This is a genomic window from Olsenella sp. HMSC062G07 (genome assembly GCF_001811895.1).
Lineage (GTDB): Bacteria > Actinomycetota > Coriobacteriia > Coriobacteriales > Atopobiaceae > Olsenella_F > Olsenella_F massiliensis.
Window position 1 is genome coordinate 19,556 of sequence record NZ_KV806926.1, and the last position, 20,293, is coordinate 39,848.

Consider the following 20,293-nt stretch of genomic DNA (forward strand, 5'->3'; position numbering starts at 1 on the left):
AAACGGCCATGCTTCGAACAGACCCGAAACGGCGCAAACGGAACCGAAAGGAGCCAAAGCGAACCGAACAACCCGTAAGCCAGCAGAAGGCAGTGATGCCGAGTGGCTTGCAGGTGCCGCCGAAAATCGGCGAAACTCAAACGAAACTCACCCGAAAAAACGAAACTCAAGAATGACACTTTCCCCTGGTGGAGAGCCTGGAAGCGTCATTCTCGCAAACTCACGAAAACGGGTTGGTTTCGCAACCACTCCTCCCGAGTAGCAGCAGGGGGCTTGCGGACCAAACTACCAATCCCTGGAAGTGGACAAGCGCAACCCTTCGGGGTCGCCTCTGAATTCTTCGAGCATGCGCTTGAGGATGGGAATCGCTTTCAGCTCGCGGGTCACTTGGTCCTTCGCCTCCTGGGGATAGTCCTCGGGAAGTCGCTCTGCGCCGTACGGGTCGGGGGCCTCCGACATTTCCTCCTCGAATTCGGAATGATGTTCGCGAAGAAGGATCTCGAAGCCTTTACGCTCTTCCTCGTCTTGGAAGATGACGACGGTTTCGAGGAACCGCCTGCGCGCTATCCTACCATCGCCGTAGTCCTCGTCGAAAAAGAACTCGTTCAGGCTCCAATCCAAGGAATCCCTTGTGTAGTAGCAATACATGAGATCGAAATCCAGGCTGCGCCGATCCCAGCGCACGAAGGAACGCGACGGGACGGGCGCGAAGTACCTGCCACCGTCGAGGGCGATGCCGAGGGTGTCGAATATGCGAGTTTGGAAATAACGAATCTCGATCGTATACCAGCTCAGACTAGGGTCTGTCTGGTTCAGCATGTAGTACTCGTAGCCGTCCCGCTCGTCGTCCGAATAATGGCAGACGGTAAACTCCGGGGCGTACAGATAATACTTGTCCTCCGTGCCGACCACCTCGGAGAGAAACCTCCAATGCCCCTTGTCTTCGAGCATCACCTTCACCCTCGCAAGAGGAGATTCGTCGAGCGAGAAGTGATGGCGCCAGATGTCCTCCACTTCACTCCACGACGCTCCTTCGTCTATGGGCGTGTTCGAGTCGACGCGTCGCGTGTGGACCATATGCGCGCGCACTTTCCCCGACCCTTTCGAGAGGGAATAAGGCATATCCTCCCGCCTGCTCACGACGCATAGGATGTCTATTGTTCCCCCGTCAAGCTCCATTGGCTCCACGACCGCGAAGGGAGGCTGACCGTTGTCCCATTTTGTCTTCGAGAGCATATCGATGATCATCTGGTTCGTCTTCCGTTCGGCATGATCGTTATTCTCGACATCGCACACCGAATAGCCCTCTTCCTCGTCCATGCCGATGAAGAGGTACGACACGTCGCTCTCGAGATTGTTGGCAAGGCATAGCATGTCGTGGATCAGCTCGGAATTGTCTTTGTGCCACTCCTTCTTGAAGTCCCAGTAGGCACCTTCGCGCTTCAGTGCGATGAGGTTCGGGGCCTCTTCTTGGATTCTCGACCGAAGACTGCCAATAAGGCGTGCCCTCGAAATCCTCCTCGAATCGCCTAGCATCCGCCAATCCCCATCTTCCAGGACTCGTATTCCTCGGGGGTTATCTCGCCGCGGTCGAGCGCATCCACCTGGGATTCCCAGGCCTTGATGGCGGCGGCGAGCTTAGGCGCCTTCTCCGCGTCGGGCGCGAGGGCGAGCCTGCCTCCGCCGACGGGCCTGAGCCCGAACTCCTCCTCGATCCTGAAGAGGAGCTCGAGGGCGTCCCTGGCGGATTCGGCTCGAACGGGCATGAGGGCTTCGGGGGCGACCCCGAGGGCGCCCGCGATCGCATCCAGGGCGGAGCCCTTGAGCACCCTCCTGTCCGCCTCGTAGTTCCTGATAGCGGCGTCGGTGCAGCCGGTAGCCTCGGCGAGCTGCCGCTGCGTCATCCCCCGGGACCTTCGGAGCGCCCTTATGCGGCTTCCCGTCGTCATCTTTCCTCCTTCTATCGTTTCCTCCCATGATACTAGAGAACAAAAACGTTCTCAATTTGTCTCGACCGAACATTTGTGTTCTGTTAGTGTTACGAAATACAGAACGCTTTTGTTCTGTTAATCGAACGACAGGAGGAAGCAATGGAGCATAACGAGCAACCGGTGATCATGGGCGTCGAGGAGGTCATGCGCGCCCTGAGCATCAGCAGGCCCTACGCCTACCGCATCATCAGGATGCTGAACTCCGAGATGGAGCAGAGGGGCTACACCACCATCAAGGGGAAGGTGAGCCGGAGGTACTTCAACGAGCGATTCCACTGCGGAGACGCCGCCCCCAGACAAGAGGCCCGCTGATGCCCGCCTACATGAACGGGAAGACGGGCTCCTGGTACGTCCAGTGCTACTACAGCGACATCGACGGCAACCGCAAGCACAAGGCTAAGCGGGGGTTCACGACCAGGGACGAGGCGCTGACGTGGGAGGCGGAGTTCCTGGCCTCCGCCGACGGGTCGATGTCGATGCCCTTCGAGGCGTTCGTGAAGAGGTACTCCGCAGACGTGAGGCCCAGGCTCAAGCTCAACACCTGGCTCACCAAGGAGCACATCATACGCACGAAGATAGTGCCGTTCTTCGGACCCAAGAGAATGTGCGACATCACCCCCGGAGACGTGGTGGACTGGCAGAATAAGATGCTGGGGTCGTACGACGACGAGGGGAAGCCGTACAGCGGCACCTACCTGAGGACGGCAGAGCGCGGCAGAGCGCCGAAGCGCCGTTAGCACGCCTACCGCCTTCCAAGAGCCCGATCGACGGCTTCCACATCGAAGCGAATGGTCTTTGCGCTGATCCTCACGCATGGAATCGAGCCCTTGCGTGCCATGGAGAGCACTCTTCTGGGCGTGATTCCGAGATGCCGGGAGACGGCCTCTGCATCCACGAGGTCGGATAGCGGTTGATAGGGCTCCCCGAATCTCCGCAGGCTTCTGATGTCGTCCTCCGAAACAGCCATGAGCATCCTTTCGTCTTCGCAAGGCGCTCTTGCAACGTGTCGAGCGCCAGTGGTTCCAATCGGTTTCTTTCGGTCATGTTTGGTCCGAAGACGAAAGGGGTCAAATCCCAAAAGAGAAGGTCGTCCCGCTAAGTCCCTGTATGTTATTTGCCGACGAAATCTACGCAATCCGCCGCAGTCTCCGCCCAGATAGTACGTGTTGCTTTATGTGCTTTGATTGCCGGGTTGCCGTGCGACCTGAAGGCCTTGGCCATAGGTAGTCAAGAGGCCGAGGCGGGGACCTGCCGAGGAAGAAAAGGACGGCATAGCAAAGCGGCCCTCCGTCCGGTTCGGAGGGCCGTCTGCCACCAACATGGAGCGTCTGATGAGGATAAGCTGTTCTGAACTGAATGCCGACCCCGCATGGCTTCAAGGACGTAGACCGGCCGCCTGACGGCGACGGTCCGCCTACTGAGCCGACATCCGGGTCCGCTTCAAATGGGAAGAAAGCTTTTCGAAGGAATCGGCGGAGATGCAGTGCTCCATGCGGCACGCCTCCTTGGACGCCACCTCCGCGTCCACCCCGGTATCGAGGAGCATCCGCTCGAAGAAGCGGTGCTTGGCGAGGGTCTCCTCGGCGAGGCGCTCTCCGGCTGTGGTCAGGCGAACGTCATGATCGACCACCTCGACAAGCGATAGATTGGAAAGGCGCGCGACAGCTTTCGTCACGCTGGGTCTCGACAAGTCGAGACGCTCCGCAATATCCACGTTACGGCAAAAGCCGCGCTTCGACCTTATCGCCAGAATGGCTTCAAGATAATCCTCTGACGAGTCCTGCCTTGTCATGAGTATCTCCTCCCAACCGCCATCCGGCCGCCTCGCGGCGCGCCTCGATGAAGCGGCGGTAGATCCCCTGTTCGCGCACGAGCTCCTCGTGGGTGCCGCGCTGGACGATCCTCCCGCCGTCCACGACGAGTATCTGGTCGGCGTGTTCGATGGTGGCGAGCCTGTGGGCTATCACGACAACGGTCTTGCCGCGTGTGAGCTCGGTGAGCGCCGCCTGGATGAGGGCTTCGTTTTCGGGATCGATGCTCGCCGTCGCCTCGTCCAAAATAACTATGGGGGCATCCTTCAGCAGCGCACGCGCGATGGAGATACGCTGCTTCTGGCCGCCTGAGAGCGCCGCGCCCCCTTCGCCCACCATCGTGTCGTATCCGTCGGGCAGCGCCTCGGCGAACTCGTCCACCCTGGCGCGACGCGCGGCGCGCCTGACCTCCTCCTCCGTCGCGTCCGACTTGCCGAACCGAATGTTGTTCTCGATGGTGTCGTTGAAGAGGTAGACGCTTTGAAACACCGCGGAGAAGTTCCGCAGCAGGGAATCGCACGTCAGCTCTCTCACGTCCCGTCCGCCCACGAGCACTCGTCCCGCATCGACGTCCCAGAACCTCATCATGAGGTTGGCGATGGTGGTCTTGCCCGAGCCTGAAGGCCCCACTACAGCGCAGGTCGACCCCTCAGGAACGCGAAGGTTCACGCGGTCGAGGGTCTTCCTGGCACCCTTTTCCGGGTCATAGGAGAACGTGACGTCCTGGAACTCGATATCGTGTTCGGAGAGCTCCGCCTCCCGACCGTCCTCGTCAATCCTCTTCGCTCCCTCGACTCTTTCGAGCCTGTCGAGGATATCACCCAAATCGCCGAGCATGTGGGCGGAGTCGTTGACCTTCTCCACTCCGGAGAAGATGGTGAACGAGAACGCGAGGAGGGCGAAAAACGACCACAGGGGAAGGGATCCCGCCGCATAGCCCCCTACGGCGCATGCGATCACGCCCACGCTGGCGAGCTTGAACGCGACCAGGTGAACGACGTTCCTCGGCGTGAACCCGAACTCGATGGCGATGCGCGCGTCCTTCAGCCTTTCCACCGAGCGCAGGATGGGCTTCTCCGCGGCGCCGCTCTGCCCGTACGACTTCGCGGTTCCGAGCCCTCGGACGTATTCGACGATGCCTCCGGCGAGCCTTTCGGTCGCCTCGTGCGCGGCAGGGGTAAGCCGCTGCGACGCCCGGTTGATCGAGGCGAGAGCCAGACACGAGACGGCCGTGCCCGCAACGGCCACGAGCGCCGCTGCGGGGCTCAGAAAGAGCAGGAAGCACAGCACCGCGAGCAGGTTGACGTAGCCGTTCACCACCGCGTCGACCATCTTCATCCCCTGCAGCTCGAGAACGCCCAGCTCCGTCGTGGTGAGCGTGAGGATGTCACCCGTGCTCATCTTCGAGAAGAAGCCGAGCGGGACCCGTTTGAGGACGTTGCCGATCTTCATCCGGTCCTCGGGCGCGACTTCGTAGCCGATGGATTCCTGTAGCCGGTTCTTCCCGTAGGAGAAAACGAACCTGAAAAGCACGCATGCCGCTATCGCGAGGAAGGAGAGCCATGTCCAAGAGGGGTCGAGCGGGGAGCTGCCGTTCGCGTCTTCGACGACTTCGGCAAGAAGCCATGCCCCGATGACCACCGGCGCTGCGGTCGCCCACGTCATGAGGAAGGAACAGAGGCATCCGAGGAGCAAGCGCTTCCTGTATGGCCCGGTCCACCGGATGATGCGGATAAGCGAGTCTATCATCGTGTGCTCCCTTCCTCGCTAGAGCCTGCGGCCCACGCCCGGGCGCCGACGTGCGCGTCCCACATCCGCGAATAGAGGGGGCATGCCGAAAGCAGCTCGTCGTGCCTTCCCGCCGCGATCACCCTGCCCCCGTCGATCACGGCTATCCTGTCCGCGCCCACGATCGTCGAAAGCCTGTGGGCTATCACCACCAGGGTCTTTCCCGCAGAGAGGAGCGCGATGGAGCGCTGGATTTTGTCCTCGCTTTCGGGGTCGGTGAAGGCGGTGGCCTCGTCGAGGACCACTATAGGGGCGTCCTTCAGGATGGCGCGGGCGATAGACACGCGCTGCCGCTCCCCGCCCGAGAGCTCGAGGCCTGCCGCCCCTGCCGGGGTGTCGAGCCCCTGCGGCAGCCTGGAGACGAAATCGTCGCAGCATGCCGCCCGCGCCGCCTCCTCCACCTCCTCGTCGCTCGCCGCGGGGTTTCCGAGCCTGATGTTCTCGCGGATGCTGGCGTCGAAGAGGTAGTTGTCCTGAGCGACGAAGCTCACGAGCCCCGAAAGCTGCGCAAGCGGCATGTCGCGCACGTCGACGCCCCCAATGGCGATGCTGCCGCCATCGACATCCCAATGTCGCACGAGAAGGCGCGCGAGCGTCGACTTCCCGGATCCGGACGGGCCGACAAGCGCCGTGAAGGACCCGCTCGGCATGCTCAGGGACACCCCGTGCAGGACCTCCTCGCCCTCTCCGTAGGAGAAGCGGACGTCCTTCAGCTCGACGGACGGGTCCTTGACCCCTGTCGCCCTTCGGTCTGCTTCGGGAAGTTCCGGCAGATCGAGGAATTCCGCTGCGTCGGCAACGGCGTACTCCATGGACTTCAGCTCGTTGACGAAGGACGTAAACCGGGCGATCGGGTCGACGATGGCCAGAGCCAGCACCACGCACATCGCCAAATCCGCTGGGGACAAAGCCCCGCCGAGGTAGAGAGCCAAGCCGACGGGCAGCACCCCGAGAAGCGTCGTCGGCATGATGGATGACATCAGGTTCATGGTCACCCAGGTGGACTTGAACCACTCCATCGTGAAGTCCTTGAAGGCCTTGACCGCGTTCGCGTACTTCTCATAGGAGTCGCTCGCCTGGTTGAACGCCTTAACTACCTGGATGCCCTCAATGTACTCGACGATGACGCTGTTCACATGGGCGCTCTCGGCCATGAACGCAGCGTACTTCGCGTTGAACTCCTTGAGGCTCGATGCGAAGACGGCAAGGCCCAAAGGCACGCAGACAAGGCATACCAAGGCCATGCGCCAGTCGATGGCCACAAGCCATCCAGCCAGACCAGCCGCGAGGACGAGCGAGCCACCGAGCTCGGGGATCATATGCGCCAACGGAGGCTCGATGTTCTCAATTCGGTCGATGAAGACGGATTTGATGCTGCCGATGCTCTTCGACTGGACCGTTCCCAGCGAGGCGCGCATAAGCTTGCTCACGAAATCCTTCCGGAGCGATTCGAGGATCGTATAAGCCGAAACGTGGGACAGCAGGGTAGACGCCCCGAAAAGGGCTTTGCTCAGGACGTAGAAGACGGCCGCAACCGCGATCCACACTAGCGCGCTATCCCAAGCCGGCGAACCGACGATTGCCATCTCCATCAAACGGTACACCGCGTAAAAAGGAACGAACCCGGCTGCCACGCTGGCGATGGACGCGATGACCGAAAGGGCCATCTTCCCCTTGCATCTCGACGCGTAGGAGAAGAGCGTAGAAACCCACGACCTCCCTTCGGCTCTCCGAGAAACACCCACCGTTGCCGACATAACCTCGCTCCCTTCAGTTGCGCGTGGGCGAAGCACATGCGGCTTCGCCTTGATTGTTAGCTATGGTTTATTATTGGATGCGCTGAACATCTCTTCAGCCCCGTTCGGGCCGAAGTGTTCCGATTGGACAGCATGTGTCTATCCGCGACGGCGGTACTCGCTTGGTGTGACGCCCGTAGATTCCTTAAAGGCCACGGAGAATTTGGAAGGGCTATTGTATCCGACGAGGGCGCCGATCTCGGCTACCTTGCGGTCGGTCTCTCTGAGCAGTTTCGCAGCGAGCTCCATCCGCACGGTACGCACGTACGCCGCCGGGGAGGAGCCGTAGACGCCCTTGAAGCATTGCTTGAAAGCCGTGAGGGACATGCCGGCATCCTTCGCCGCCCGCTCGACCGTGATGCCCTCGGAGAGGTTGGACACCATGAGGTCGTGCGCTTTCTTGACGCGAGCGACCTTCGAGCGCGGGTAATATTCCGTTCCCCCGGCATGGGCGCCGGGGTCTATCGAATCCAAGAAGAGAAGCAGCTCGAGCGATTTGATCTGGCAGTACGCCTTTCGCACCTTCACGGGCGCAAGGTAGAGCTCCGAAGCGATGTGGCTCGCCTGTTTGCTGGCACGCAGCAAAAACGGTCTTCCCTCCCGGCAGAACCGTCGCTTCACCTCGGAAAGGTCGACGGCGAAGCCAGGGAGCGCCCGTGCTATCGAGGCGGGTGCGAACGAGAGGTCGAAGGATATGGTGACTCCTCGGTACCGGCGCGTGGGGAAGACGAACTCCCCGGTATGGCACGCCCTGTCGTCGACTTTGAGGTCGCCCGAGGAGACGTACGCGTACGACCCGCTGGGCATGGGCTGCTCGATCCTGCCCTCCCTGCACCAGTCTATGCACAGGACGTCGCAGTCGATCGAGAAGGAGGAGACGCAGCGCGCCATATGGAAATCGTTGAACGAGACGGTGACGCCCGGGAGGACCTCTGTGAAGCGCATTTCGCCGAAACCGTCGTCACCCTCGACGCGAAGCACGGTCTCCCCCGCAGCCGATGCCAGGCGCGCATCCGCGCCCAGGACCGAAGGCGACGCCGCGCCGAGCGAGAAGGGGAAGGCGGTGCCGTCGCCGTCCGAGAAGATGCTTTTTCGCCTAACGTTCACCGGCCCGCCATCTCGTCCGTTGGAAGGTCGAGCTCGATGACGCCGTCGCAGCAGCGGTTGAGGAACTCCCGGTCGTGCGTGACCAGGACGATTGCCGCTCCCGCCCCCGCCAGCCTTCGCACGAGACGCGCGACTTCGACCATATGCTCGAAGTCGAGCCCGCTCGTCGGCTCGTCGAGAAGCAGCACCCTCCTGTTGGAAAGCAGGGCGCACGCGAGGGAAAGGCGCTGCTTCTGCCCTCCGGACAGGGCCATGGGATGCATCTGGGCCTTGTCCGAAAGGTCTAGCCTGGAGAGCGTCTCCCCGATACGCGCACGGGTCGGCTCGTCGTCTCGCCCGCCGACCGCCAGGAGGCATTCGTTCCACACGCTGTCCGAGAAGAGCTGGTGGTTGACGTCCTGCATCACGAGTGCGACCGAGCGCCTTCTCCCTTTCCGGGCCTGCCTGACCCCTCCCAACCGCACTTCGCCCGCTTCATGGAGCTCGAGGCCCGCCAGACCGCGCAGAAGCGTGGACTTGCCGGCGCCGTTCTCCCCCAGAACGCCAAGCACCTTGCCCGTCGGCACGGAAGCGCTGACGGGATCGAACACGGGAGCCCCCTCTCGCATCACGGTGTACGCAGAAAGCTCGAGCCCATCCGACACGCCGCCGGCTTCGCCCTCGTTGCCGGACAGCGCTCGGGGAACCGTTACGGAGAGGGCCTCGTCGGGATCCGTCGCGCGAAGCCCCAGGGCCTCGCGCTCCTCCTCGCCGAGCTCCATGAGCTCGCTCGGGGAGAACTCGCGGGAGATCCGCCCGCCTTCGATCAACACCGCTCTGTCGATCAGGTCGTAGGCGAAGTAGAGCCTGTGCTCCGCGATCACCACCGTCTTTCCTTGCGCCTTCGCCGCCGCTATCTCGTCGTGCAGCGCCTCTATGGAAGACGCGTCGAGGTTAGCCGTGGGCTCGTCGAGGACGAGGACGTCCGGCCCCGCGATATCGACGGAAGCGAATACCAGGCTCTGCTTCTCCCCGCCGCTCATCTTATTCACGTCGCGGTCGAGCAGGCGCTCCGCCTTGAGCGCGGCGACCGTTCTTGAAATCCGTCTCTCGATCTCCTCGACTGGGACCCCGCGCGACTCGAGGCCGAAGGCGAGCTCGTCGTTCGAAGTCAGGTTGAAGAACTGGCTCTTGGGGTTCTGGAAGACGCTCCCGACGAGCTCGGCGAGCTCGTACATCTCGCAGCTCGACGGGTCGAGGCCGCAGACCCGAACCTCGCCCTTGAGCGCAAGGCTCGGCTCGAACGAGGGGATCAATCCGTTTATGCACTTCGTGATGGTCGTCTTCCCCGAGCCGGAGCGCCCCATCAGAAGCAGGCACTCGCCTCTTTTCACCCGAAGGTCGACGCCGTCCAGAACCATATCCCCGTCGTTTGAAATGCAGCTCACGCCCGAAAGAGAGATCGCCAGCTCGTTCTTGCGGGACTCCATCAGATCTCACCCCCGAACAACACGACTAGAACGACCGCGACGGCGGAGGCCGCCAAAACAGCCCAGTCTGCCATCTGCATCGAAAGGCGCTCGGTGTCGGTCGAGGGCGTTGGGTTCTCGATGCCGCGACACGTCGCCGCCCTCGCAAGCTCGTCGGCGGTCGATGTCGCCGACATCACAAGCGGAACAACGAAGCACTCGACCCTGCTTGCTGCAGGGATATCGCGCAGAGCCATCGCGTCGCGAATATGCGAAGCCTCTTCCTTGAGCGTAGGAAAGTAGCGCAACGTCACGGTCAGGGGAATGAGGACCGACTGAGGAACCCTGAGCTTGGCGAGCGCGGTCGCGATTCTGTGAACGGAAGATTCGGAAATCAGAAGGGTTCCCACCATCAGGCACAGGTATATCTTCCTGGCAAACGTAAGGCTGATCGTGAACATCGTAGCGGCGATTCCCCCGACCGAGGGAAGGACGAGGTGCAGAATCGCCGCTAAAACGGCATAGCCCGCCACAAACACAAGGGCCATCCTCCAGTGACCGCAGAGAGACTGGAGCAGCGCCACAGCGCAGACGAGCACAAGCTCGACGGCAAGCCCCTTTCCGACGAAAGCGAGCGCCGACACCGCGACAAGGACTCCCATGAGGGTTCTCGGATCGAGGTCGAGGACGCCTCGGGAGCCGGACTTCCCTAAAATGGCTCCCTTGGACGGAAAAGCCTTCTCGCCGATGAGAATATCCTGTCCCATTACACGAGGCCCGCTTTCTCAAAATGTTTCTTGAACATCCCCTTCGCTATGTAGGCCCCGACGAGCCCCGCAAGGAACGTGACGACGAACATCGCGATGAGCATGGTCGGATTGGCAGCGGTCTCGAGCGTCGCAAGATAAGCGGCTCCCATTCCCTGCGAGGCAATCTGGGCGACAAAGGAATCGTGGAACACCCAAAGCGGCAGAGGGCTGCCGCACATGCCGAACCCGAACACGGCGTACGCGACGGCATTCCCGGCAAAGCTGCGGTATTTGGTGGCTGCGCGAATCGCCTCGGCGACGAGGCAGGCGCAGATCATCATCCCGAGAATGAGCGGAGTGAACATCCCGGTTATGAAATAAACCAAAGACGGAACCATTCCCATGATGAGCACGGTCCCGAACTTGGGAACCTTGGCGCATGCCAGCATGAACGGGATCGCTGCAAGCAGCCCGTCGAGGGCGGGCATGAATACCCACAGGTAGGGATGAAGGCCCGCCAAGAGCATGCACACGAAGTTCACCGCGAAATACAACGCTGTGAAAATGCCCACTGTTATCAGGTCGCGGCCCTTGAGGATACGCGAGTTCGGTCTGGAAGAATCAGTGCTACCCATCTTTCTCTCCTTTGTTAGCCAATATTAACTCAATCGTGGAGTATCCAATAGGCGCCGGTGAACTCCTAGCCCAAATAGCCAGAATTGTTCCATTTAGACAGAAGATTGATCTTCGCCTTTGAATAGGGGATGGTGTGGCACGTGTTGCTGGTCGGGACACAGCCGCTCACGAACGCGTTGCGAGTTTAAGCGAGAACAACTGAAAGCACCCTCTGAGCTACTGAAAAGCATCTATTGAGTTTCGACCAGAATGACGCTCGAGCCGTCAACGTTGATTAGCGAATCCCGTAGTGAATGCCCCTTCGGAAGAGCCCCTGTTCAGCAAGAGCGTCTAGCTTAACCTGGAATGATGGATTCCAGCAGGTCATATGGCAAATCCGTCTTGCCGCAAAACTCGGGTCGAAAACTCACGGTTCGGAGAAGTGCGGAGCGACTGAGTTTGATATGAGTTTTCGCTTGAAGGAGCTAGCAGGATATATCCGATAACGGGAAGCAACCACGGACAAACCGATGGTGAAATCGTAAAAACAGAACATTTTTGTTTTATCGAGTGGGAATAGGTAGGCCTCTGAACTGGGAGTTTGTCATCTGTCCCATCTAGTGGCATCTAGTCTCATCTAGTAGCAGGTAAGGTGCAAGCCGCCGGCCAGTTTTGGTGAGTAAAATTTCCACGAAGCCCCTGAAATCATCGATTTCGGGGGCTTCTTTTTCGCTTGCTGACCTGCTCATTTACTCCCTAGTCAACTCCATTTTGTGCACAAGACGCGACTGGTTCGCACGAGATGCTAAAAGGCGCCAATAGATGGACGATGCCGACGAGCGTTTTTATAGCGCTTTGCGTCCGAGGCGCCCCGATTCCCAAAACTGGAACTCAGTTTGAACTCAGTGCCCTTTTTCGGTTCTGATTTTCGCAAAGGCGCAGGTCGTAGATGGGGAGTAAATTTTTCGGAAAAACGCCGCCGGAAGTTTCAAAACCCGTCCCACAACCCGAATCATGGCTCTGAATTTACTCACCGCTCCCGTCCCAGAAACCCTTATGGATGCCGTCTAATCATGGATCTGACCTGGTTGCTCAGCCGTATGCCCTCATGCCAGAAGTTATGCTGGGTGAGCAGCTGTGGAATCTCATTATAAAGTTCAGCCTTCCTTCGCGGATCATGGATGCTGATGATGACGCAGTATTCCTGTTCGAGCACCTCGTCAGCTTTTAGGGCTTCTCGTTCTACGTAGTCACGGAAAGTCCCCTTTAAGAACAGGTACCAAAGACGATCTGCCGCAACTGCGCTTTTGTATTTCAGCGTCAAATCCTCCAAGTCTATGGCATATTTTTTCATTGGGGCGTACTTGCCTTTATACCGTATGAGCATCCGTTCACGAAGCGCGAAGTCGGTCTCTACTTTCTTTAGCATCTTTGCGCTGTAGCGCGAGGGAAGCAGCAGATTCGTTGAATCATTGCGGCCAATGGGATTGAGAATACCTGGCTTGCCGATGTCTCTGGATTTCTTGCTATCGTACGATCCGAATGTTACATCGATGTCAGACTGACAGTATTCGCCTCCCTGTCCTGCGACGAGCAGCGGAGCGAATGCGGTAGTGAGGACGATTTGGCCCGTATAATAGCCATCTCGTACCAAAGACTGCGACATCGGGAAATCGAGGATGTCGATCTGCTCGCCTTTTTTCATGACTCCACGAAGCACGAGCGTAGCAGTATATGGGTCGTCAGAGAGTATCTGCCTTAGATTTCCTGGGACTCCGAAGCCCATCTCTTGCACTTTCTCGTCTGCAGGAACGAGCTTGTCGCCAGGGAAATTGGCAGAGTGCGCAATGAGGGCCTTGATGAGCAATGGGTCAAATTCGCCTCCAAGCGCAAGCTGAAGATTCGCAGCGAGAGCTGCGACGCGCGGTGTCGAAAAACTTGTGCCGATCGCGCCTGCTGGGCCTCCATCAGTGCTGAATGAGTGGACTTCAGATCGCGTGGAACCCAATGGCGTCCAGCCGGCATTACCGCCGTAATGCGATATTTCGGGCTTAATGATGTACTCAGGTCCTGGTCCCTTTCGCGAGAAAGGCGAGGCGCTTCCGATGTCAGCCATATCATGAATGCCTTTCTTGTGCGCTACCGACCCGACGGTAATCGCGCGTACTGAATCTGCGCCAACAAGCAACCTCCCTTTTGCTCCGTCTTCTTCTACGGCGCAGTTTCCAGCAGACTTACAGATGAGAACGTTGTACTCATCCTGGATATCATCAAGGGCAATTCCGAAGTCCGAAAACTCGTCATCACGCGCCTCTGTGTTGAAGCTGATGGAGAGGTTCCATACGCGCACCTCGTTGTGCGTGGAGTCTACGATAGCGCGGATGCTATCGACCAAAGTGGCCTCATCGACGTTCGCGTCCCTTGGAAACACCGCCGCGTCTAGCAGGCGGACCGGAAGACCGCCAACCCAGTTCCGTTGCTCGAGTCTATCGCCGTAAGACGCCACGCCTGCGACGAACGTCCCATGCCTCTTATCGAGGTCGGAGTCGGTATAGGGCGACATGCGTTTGCCATTAATCCATGGCGCAAGATGCGCCATGGTCTCGATGCCGCTATCGAGTATGCCCACTATTGGATACTGCTCTCCTGGGGAGGGCTTCATGACGCCCGGCAGCGCGAACTCGACGTTGCCGTCTAAAGTCACCGAACATCTAGGCATGGGGCGAATGTAGAACAGTGTTTCTCGCGCCGCGCCATCCGCAATCGCCTGCACCTGGTCCGCATTGGCATGCAGACGATAGACGTTCAGATCTTTCGCATATGAAATTTTCTCAAAAGCTATATCGTGCGCATTGAGATGCTCTTCAAAAACCTGTTCAATCACGGAGTTGTCGGCTTTGAAGTCCACGAGTCTCGTCTTATACAAGGATTCGCCCTCCAAGCGCTCGACCTCAGGGCGAAAACGCTCGATGGACTCGATGCAAGACAGCGGCATATCATAGCGGTCGTAATCAACGATTCGGCTTGCAAGGGTTCGAATCTGCGCGTCATCTTTGGCGTGTACGAGCAGGCGCTTGGAGCCGCGCATGCCGATGACGTGGGACGGACCGTCCGCGCCTTCGATTTCGAACATGTCTACGACTGACTTGCGTTTTGACTTTGAAGTATCGCGTTTGTCGAGCGTCACCTCGTATACATATGGCAAGTCGTCATTGTGCTGTACGTCGGCGTAGCATGACATGAGGCTTGCGGCAAGTGATTGAGAGCGTTTGGCGAGCTCCTCTCCCGTCAGCACCCATTTTGGCTTTTCCGTGCTGCCTCGGCCTTCGACGCGTTCGTTGTCGACTTCGCGCTGGCGAAACACCCTGATAGGTAAGAAGTCTTCCGACATGGCTACGCTCCTTCCTTAATCGCATGCGAAGCAGCCTGTATGCGCCGCATCGATATGCCCGACTTCTTGTTTATCTCCCTAAGGGTGCAGCCTGCATTGATGAGATAGCGAAGGAACGCGTCTTGGTCCTCTAGGCTGTGGTGCTTGAGAACGTACGTCTCGCGTGCAAGATGGTATGCGGTAAAACCGTTCTCAGAACCCTCAAGCGTGGCGTTATAGAATGCGTTTTTCGTAGCCGTGTTGAGATCGGAAAAGCTGAGCCCCTCTAGAGCGGCGTAAAGCTTCGGTTTGATTTTCGTCGACATATACGGCCGTATGAAACGCTGGGCGTAAGCTTTCAGCTCACCATTTGAGGGCATGGGGACTTCTATGACCTTGTTGAATCTTCGCCAAATTGCGAGGTCCAACAGGTTCTGATGGTTTGTCGCGGCAATGAGGATGCTGTCATCTCCGAATGAGTCGATGTTCTGCAGAAGGCTGTTCACTACGCGCTTGAGCTCGCCGAGCTCGTTCTCGTCATCACGGCGCTTGGCGACGACGTCGAACTCATCGAGGAACAGTACGCACTCTTGCTGCGCGGCATAGTCAAACACCTTGCGGATGTTCTTGGCCGTACTCCCGAGCAGCGATGAGACCAGGCTGTCAAGCCGAGCAGTTACGAGAGGAAGGCCCGTCTGTGCTGCAATATAACGTGCGATGCTTGTCTTGCCGCAGCCTGGAGGCCCATACAGCAGAAGATAGTTCTGCGCGTCTATGCCATGGCGTGCAAGAATGTCGCGTTTACGGCGCATTGTTACGACGCCGTCAATCTCGCTGCGCAGAAAATCACTGAAAATGAGATCGACGTCTCCCGGCAAGACCGACTCGACATCGACCATCTCCATGCGGCTCTCCTGGTCGACTGGCTTTGCAGAGAGTCCATCGAGCGTAGCAATGCTGAAACGCTTTTCTGCCAACGTCGAGCGAATGCGCTTCGCAAATCGGATGTCGCCCGACTGCTCTAAATTGTCGGCAAGGGTACGAGCGTAATTCAAGACCTTGGTCTTGTCTCCCAAAAGTCCGCCCTCTATTAGGCGCAGCACCTCAGCTTGCATAATTCACCCCGCATCCATCAGCAATCCGTTGTAAACATGATAGATTGTCTGTAAACGAATTATTCGAATTGTACACGTTAACTATGCCATTGTACATGTTTAAACTATATCCATACTCAGACGTACAAATTTTACGACACCTTTGGGTGACGTATGTGATGCCATGATAATCGATGGTGAGCAACCGTATGAAACGCGTGCAGATTGCTCCTCGTCGTACGTCTAAATGCAAAAGTAGGCAGATATGACTGATGATTGTTGCTTGGCAACTGAGAGTAATCGTCCATAATGAAGCTAGACAAAAAACCTTAGGGTTTTGCGGGGCGGGGTCGCGAAAGCGGTCCTGCCCTAGTTTTTTTGTCCGCGAACAGCGATAGGTGTGCCTGGCCCGTCATAGCTGTTCTCTGGCCCATAGAAGCGAAAACGCGCCCTGGATTGCTCCAGGGCGCGTCCTTTTACATCTCGAGGTTCTCGTAGTCCCGCTCTGCGGCGGAGCCTGCTCGGATGCAAGCGTACCCAAGCAGGGTCGAGAACATCGAGAGAAGCCCAAACGAGAACAACAGCCCCTTCATGAGCATCAGGCCTCGACCTCACCGTCGTCAGATGTAGCTGAATCCGGGTCGTCGGAGGAGCGACGGCGGGTCAGCACCAATGCGGTAGCGCCGCATGCAGTGGAGGCAACCAACAAGGCGATGGGTAGGATGGGAAGGTCGTCGCCGGTCTTGGGGAGACTTCCCTTGCCCGATTCGCTAGGGGTTGGCTTGGGTGAATCGGGAGACGTCAGCTTCACGGTCTGTCCCTCGTCGTCGATGTCGGCGTGGGAGGCAACCTCGACTCCATCCTGCTTCAAGCTCTCGAACACGACCACGTCGTGGCCATCAAGGGAAGTGCCGTCGAACTCGAATGTGACGGTAACCGTTCCAGAGGATTTCTCAGGAGTGAAGGCAACGGTGGAGGTCAGGTCCTTGCCATCGATTTGGACGGGCTTACCGGTCTCCTTGTCCATGAGGGTGCCCGTGAGGGTGTATTCCTTCCCCGGCGTGAGACCGCTGTAGGAGACCTCGTCGTTGATGGCGACGGAGCTGTCTGCCGCAGCCTCGTGGTCGCCGTCGTCCGCGTCGGCCGCGGTGGTGCCGATCTCCGGGGTCATGAGAACGAGTTTCACGGTCTGCCCCTCGTCGTCGATGCCTGTGTGGGCGGCAACCTCGACGTCTCCGCTTGTAAGGTTTTCGAACACGACGACGTCATGCTCGGAAAGCTCGATGCCGTTGAACTTGAACGTGACGGTCTCTGAACCGTTGGCGCTGGCAGGCGTGAAGGTGGCTTCGGAAACGGGCTCCTCGCCATCGATGAGCACCGCCTCGCCGGTCTTCTTGTCGATCAGCTTGCCGGCGAGCTTGTACTCCTTGCCGGGGGTGAGGTTCGTATACGTCACGACGTCGTTGATGGTCACATCCTCGTCGGCGACGGCCTCGTGGTCCTCGTCATCCGCATCGGTCGCGGTGGTGCCGATCTTGGGCCCCTCGGAGTTCACGAGCGTTCCGAGGTCGATCTTGACGGAGTCCTTGTAGACGGTGACGTCGAACGCCGGGATAAGGTCCCTGTCCGCCTCGTCATCGCATCGCTGCTCCTCGACCGTATAGGCGTCGTAGACGAGCGCGCCCTTGTTGTTGTCGGGCTCGTAGGAGCCGAACCAGATTCCCGATTCGGAGGTGCCTGCGTTGGTGTTGAAGGTGTGCGCGTTCCAGCTAGAAGCCGTCGAGCCATAGCCGTTCGCGTCGGTCACGATTATGTGGCTCTCGCCGGTTGTCTTGCTTGTGACCTTGAAGGGAACGTTACCGAGGCGGCTGTAGTCGCCTGAGCCCACCTTCACGAGCTCGAGGTCGCCGCGCTTCACCTGTTCGGTGAACTCGTCAGAGGGGGTCAGTTCGAACACGGCGATTGTCTGGTCGGTCATATCGGCACTTACCGTGAACTCATGGGTCTTGGTGTCGGGGAGATAGCCTTCAGGGGCACTGGTTTCCTTCACTGTGATCTTGCCCAGAGGAATTTCGTCGAACACGATCTGCGATCCCTCGGTGGTTCCCTCGACGGTCTTGGTGGTTCCGTCGTATGTGTAGGTCGCCTCGTAGGTCGCGCCATCAAGTGATGCTCCACCTTGGGGCGTTGCCTCCAGGGTTTCGCTGTCCTGCTTCACGACGGTGAGCTTCACGGTGATGGGCTGGTCGGTCGCATCGACGCTGGCATCCGCACCCTTGACGGTGACGGTGAGAGCCTCGTCGGAGAGCTCGTATCCTGCCGGAGCGGTGATCTCCTTCACGGTGTACGTGCCGTTCGGGAGCTTGTCCGCGGTGCTTCCGTGCCCGCTTGCATCCGTCTCGAACTCGGTTACGAGAGCGCCGTCCTTGTATACGCCGTACATGGCGCCAGCCAGCGAGTACTGGGAGTTGCCCTTGGTCACCTTGACATCGCCGGACGACTTGTCGAGCGTGCCGTATCCGCCCTCGGCGAGGCCCCGGTACACCTTAAAGCTCGCATACGTCTTGCCATGCCCGCCGTTGATTCCCCACATGTGGTCGAAGCGGCAGTTGCCCGTATCGGACCCCTCGTACCAGGCATGGTAGATGGTCTTGTCCTCGCCTGCGATACCGCAGTACGCGGCACTAAGCCACGGTAAGCCAACCTAAGGCCCAAATGGCGAAACCCTGTTGTCAGCTTGACCGGGTTGGGCCAATCTGCCCGATTGTTCGCTGTCACCTGAGTGACTATAATGATTCCAAGCAACCCGCCGGTGCCTTTGGCAAGCGTCGGCACGAGAAAGGCCCCGGTGCATGAAGAACTAGCGATGTTCATATCCACCCGAAAGCCAAGCGACATCGCTGGTGGCCATGCCTGCGGGTGCAGCATCGCATGCTCGAGCATCGTTCCAAAGTCACATACCCAAACTGGCAAAGCGCAGAGCTGCCCCCCATGGCTTCCCGCAGGACCGGAGGCAATATGCAGCTCAACCTCTCCAACATCGAATACACCTATCCGTCGACGGCAGGGCCCGCCCTACGCGCCGTGACCGCTACGTTTCCCCGTGGGTGGACCGGCATCGTCGGTGACAACGGCGGGGGCAAAACCACGTTGGCGCTGGTGGCTTGCGGGCTTTTGCGGCCCGACGCTGGCACGGTCTCGCCATCCCTCTTCTCCGTCTACTGCACCCAAGATGCGAAGGAGCCGCCGGAAAACGTGGTCGATTTCGCACTTGCCCATGACGGCCTAGCCGTGAGGCTCCGTCGCGAGCTCGCCATCGAGGACGACTGGCCCTGGCGCTATGCCACGCTCTCGGGCGGGCAGCAGAAGCGACTGCAGGTGGCCTGCGCCCTGTGGGCCGCTCCGGACGTCCTTGCCATGGACGAGCCCACCAACCACGTCGATGCGTCGACTCGCCGTGCCATATCCGATGCGCTGTCGCGCTTCGATGGGATCGGCCTTCTCGTCTCGCACGACCGGGAGCTGCTCGACGCCCTCTGCGTGCAGTGTCTGTTCGTCTCGAGGGGTGCCGTCGTCATGAGGCCAGGCGGATACTCGCGGGCATCCTCGCAGGCAGTCCTGGAGCGCTCGGGTGCCGTCCACGCTCACGACGAGGCCCGCAAGGAGAAGGCCCGCATCGAGCGGGAGGCTCGACTACGTCGCGAGGAGGCGTCGCGTGCCGCTGGCAAGAGGAGCCTCAGGGGCATAGACAAGCACGATGCGGACGCGCGCCGCAGGGTGCGTATCGCGGTGGTGACCGGCAAGGACGGGCAGGCGGGCAGGCTCTCGTCACGCATGGCCGGAAGGCTGGAGGACGCGGAGGCGAGGCTTGTGGCGACGCGGGTCGATAAGCGCTACGAGGCAGACGTGTGGCTCGATGCCGAGCCCAGCAGGCGCAGGCTCCTTTTCAGGATGGGGCCCTGCAGCATCCCCCTCGGTGACGCCTCCCTGGTCGTTCCCGCTCTGCACATCGGAAACACCGATCACATAGGGCTCGTCGGGGACAACGGTTCCGGCAAGACGACCCTTGTCAGGCGAATCGTGGAGGGCCTTGACGAAACGGCGAGATTTCTCTACATCCCCCAGGAGCCCGATCGGGCCCAGGAGCGGGCTGCCTTGGGTGTATTGCACAATCTTCCGGCTAGTCGGCGCGGTCGTGTCCTCTCCGTCGTGGCGCAGCTCAACTCAGATCCGAACCGCATGCTCGAGGGAGATGCCGTCAGTCCGGGGGAGATGCGCAAGCTCATGCTGGCCCTCGGGATTGTCGAACGCCCTCAGCTCATCATCATGGACGAGCCCACTAACCACCTCGACATAGGATCCATCGAGGCCCTGGAGCGCGTGCTGGCCGTCTATCCCGGCGCGCTTCTCTTGGTCTCACATGACGCGGCTCTGGTGGAGACGGTCACAAACGTGGTCTGGCAGACAAGGCCTTTGGAGAGCGGCTATGAGCTCGTAGCGGGATAGACGCCCTTCCTTATCGAT

Annotated in this window: 16 protein-coding genes; 3 read left to right on the forward strand and 13 right to left on the reverse strand. The window is 59.5% G+C overall.

Annotation, left to right across the window (positions count from 1 at the left end; genetic code table 11):
* Positions 1–285: 285 nt before the first annotated feature.
* Both HMPREF2826_RS00110 and HMPREF2826_RS00115 read right to left on the reverse strand, forming a co-directional pair.
* Positions 286–1,536 (reverse strand): RNA-binding domain-containing protein, encoded by a 1,251-nt coding sequence (locus HMPREF2826_RS00110; RefSeq protein WP_070637919.1) that lies wholly within the window; start codon positions 1,534–1,536, stop codon positions 286–288.
* Positions 1,530–1,949 (reverse strand): helix-turn-helix domain-containing protein, encoded by a 420-nt coding sequence (locus tag HMPREF2826_RS00115; RefSeq protein ID WP_070637922.1) that lies wholly within the window; start codon positions 1,947–1,949, stop codon positions 1,530–1,532. Before HMPREF2826_RS00115 ends, HMPREF2826_RS00110 begins: the two co-directional genes overlap by 7 nt.
* A 141-nt stretch (positions 1,950–2,090) precedes the next feature.
* On the opposite strand from HMPREF2826_RS00115, the gene HMPREF2826_RS00120 reads away from it, so the two are divergent.
* Both HMPREF2826_RS00120 and HMPREF2826_RS00125 read left to right on the forward strand, forming a co-directional pair.
* On the forward strand, positions 2,091–2,303 hold the full coding sequence (locus tag HMPREF2826_RS00120) for a hypothetical protein (RefSeq protein WP_070637925.1): 213 nt from the start codon (positions 2,091–2,093) through the stop codon (positions 2,301–2,303).
* On the forward strand, positions 2,303–2,728 hold the full coding sequence (locus HMPREF2826_RS00125) for a tyrosine-type recombinase/integrase (protein WP_210388930.1): 426 nt from the start codon (positions 2,303–2,305) through the stop codon (positions 2,726–2,728). Before HMPREF2826_RS00120 ends, HMPREF2826_RS00125 begins: the two co-directional genes overlap by 1 nt.
* Before the next feature lie 5 nt (positions 2,729–2,733).
* Here the strand turns inward: HMPREF2826_RS00125 and HMPREF2826_RS00130 are convergent, their stop codons facing one another.
* The 11 genes from HMPREF2826_RS00130 to HMPREF2826_RS00180 form a co-directional block, all read right to left on the reverse strand.
* Positions 2,734–2,958: a MerR family transcriptional regulator gene (locus HMPREF2826_RS00130; RefSeq protein ID WP_070637928.1), complete on the reverse strand. Its 225-nt coding sequence runs from the start codon at positions 2,956–2,958 to the stop codon at positions 2,734–2,736.
* 447 nt (positions 2,959–3,405) lie between these two features.
* A complete protein-coding gene (locus tag HMPREF2826_RS00135; RefSeq protein WP_070637931.1) occupies positions 3,406–3,783 on the reverse strand; it encodes a metal-dependent transcriptional regulator in 378 nt (125 codons plus the stop codon).
* Entirely contained in the window at positions 3,749–5,551 is a 1,803-nt protein-coding gene (locus HMPREF2826_RS00140) for an ABC transporter ATP-binding protein (protein WP_070637934.1), read from the reverse strand. The genes HMPREF2826_RS00135 and HMPREF2826_RS00140 overlap by 35 nt, the downstream gene beginning before the upstream one ends.
* Positions 5,548–7,347, reverse strand: a complete 1,800-nt coding sequence (locus HMPREF2826_RS00145; RefSeq protein ID WP_070637936.1) for an ABC transporter ATP-binding protein — start codon at positions 7,345–7,347, stop codon at positions 5,548–5,550. The genes HMPREF2826_RS00140 and HMPREF2826_RS00145 overlap by 4 nt, the downstream gene beginning before the upstream one ends.
* 138 nt (positions 7,348–7,485) lie before the next feature.
* Positions 7,486–8,493 carry a helix-turn-helix domain-containing protein gene (locus tag HMPREF2826_RS00150; protein WP_083307142.1) on the reverse strand — a complete coding sequence of 336 codons (1,008 nt, stop codon included), beginning with the start codon at positions 8,491–8,493 and terminating at the stop codon, positions 7,486–7,488.
* Complete coding sequence (locus HMPREF2826_RS00155; RefSeq protein WP_083307143.1) at positions 8,490–9,962, reverse strand: ABC transporter ATP-binding protein; 1,473 nt, start codon at positions 9,960–9,962, stop codon at positions 8,490–8,492. The genes HMPREF2826_RS00150 and HMPREF2826_RS00155 overlap by 4 nt, the downstream gene beginning before the upstream one ends.
* Positions 9,962–10,708 (reverse strand): energy-coupling factor transporter transmembrane component T, encoded by a 747-nt coding sequence (locus HMPREF2826_RS00160; RefSeq protein ID WP_070637939.1) that lies wholly within the window; start codon positions 10,706–10,708, stop codon positions 9,962–9,964. The genes HMPREF2826_RS00155 and HMPREF2826_RS00160 overlap by 1 nt, the downstream gene beginning before the upstream one ends.
* Positions 10,708–11,325: an MptD family putative ECF transporter S component gene (locus tag HMPREF2826_RS00165; RefSeq protein ID WP_070637942.1), complete on the reverse strand. Its 618-nt coding sequence runs from the start codon at positions 11,323–11,325 to the stop codon at positions 10,708–10,710. Before HMPREF2826_RS00165 ends, HMPREF2826_RS00160 begins: the two co-directional genes overlap by 1 nt.
* Before the next feature lie 1,034 nt (positions 11,326–12,359).
* Positions 12,360–14,696, reverse strand: a complete 2,337-nt coding sequence (locus HMPREF2826_RS00170) for a S8 family serine peptidase (RefSeq protein WP_070637945.1) — start codon at positions 14,694–14,696, stop codon at positions 12,360–12,362.
* A 2-nt stretch (positions 14,697–14,698) separates the two neighbouring features.
* Positions 14,699–15,751 (reverse strand): AAA family ATPase, encoded by a 1,053-nt coding sequence (locus HMPREF2826_RS00175; RefSeq protein WP_210388931.1) that lies wholly within the window; start codon positions 15,749–15,751, stop codon positions 14,699–14,701.
* A gap of 616 nt (positions 15,752–16,367) precedes the next feature.
* On the reverse strand, positions 16,368–18,314 hold the full coding sequence (locus HMPREF2826_RS00180; protein ID WP_210388932.1) for a VaFE repeat-containing surface-anchored protein: 1,947 nt from the start codon (positions 18,312–18,314) through the stop codon (positions 16,368–16,370).
* A gap of 473 nt (positions 18,315–18,787) precedes the next feature.
* Between HMPREF2826_RS00180 and HMPREF2826_RS00185 the strand changes: the two genes are divergently transcribed.
* Positions 18,788–20,275, forward strand: a complete 1,488-nt coding sequence (locus HMPREF2826_RS00185; protein ID WP_070637954.1) for an ATP-binding cassette domain-containing protein — start codon at positions 18,788–18,790, stop codon at positions 20,273–20,275.
* Positions 20,276–20,293: the final 18 nt, after the last annotated feature.

Coding starts and splice junctions, on each gene's coding strand:
- HMPREF2826_RS00165 (WP_070637942.1), bottom strand. CDS start 11,325: ATGGGTAGCACTGATTCTTCCAGACCGAACTCGCGTATCCTCAAGGGC.
- HMPREF2826_RS00140 (WP_070637934.1), bottom strand. CDS start 5,551: ATGATAGACTCGCTTATCCGCATCATCCGGTGGACCGGGCCATACAGG.
- HMPREF2826_RS00120 (WP_070637925.1), top strand. CDS start 2,091: ATGGAGCATAACGAGCAACCGGTGATCATGGGCGTCGAGGAGGTCATG.
- HMPREF2826_RS00130 (WP_070637928.1), bottom strand. CDS start 2,958: ATGGCTGTTTCGGAGGACGACATCAGAAGCCTGCGGAGATTCGGGGAG.
- HMPREF2826_RS00110 (WP_070637919.1), bottom strand. CDS start 1,536: ATGCTAGGCGATTCGAGGAGGATTTCGAGGGCACGCCTTATTGGCAGT.
- HMPREF2826_RS00125 (WP_210388930.1), top strand. CDS start 2,303: ATGCCCGCCTACATGAACGGGAAGACGGGCTCCTGGTACGTCCAGTGC.
- HMPREF2826_RS00135 (WP_070637931.1), bottom strand. CDS start 3,783: ATGACAAGGCAGGACTCGTCAGAGGATTATCTTGAAGCCATTCTGGCG.
- HMPREF2826_RS00185 (WP_070637954.1), top strand. CDS start 18,788: ATGCAGCTCAACCTCTCCAACATCGAATACACCTATCCGTCGACGGCA.
- HMPREF2826_RS00155 (WP_083307143.1), bottom strand. CDS start 9,962: ATGGAGTCCCGCAAGAACGAGCTGGCGATCTCTCTTTCGGGCGTGAGC.
- HMPREF2826_RS00115 (WP_070637922.1), bottom strand. CDS start 1,949: ATGACGACGGGAAGCCGCATAAGGGCGCTCCGAAGGTCCCGGGGGATG.
- HMPREF2826_RS00160 (WP_070637939.1), bottom strand. CDS start 10,708: ATGGGACAGGATATTCTCATCGGCGAGAAGGCTTTTCCGTCCAAGGGA.
- HMPREF2826_RS00170 (WP_070637945.1), bottom strand. CDS start 14,696: ATGTCGGAAGACTTCTTACCTATCAGGGTGTTTCGCCAGCGCGAAGTC.
- HMPREF2826_RS00145 (WP_070637936.1), bottom strand. CDS start 7,347: ATGTCGGCAACGGTGGGTGTTTCTCGGAGAGCCGAAGGGAGGTCGTGG.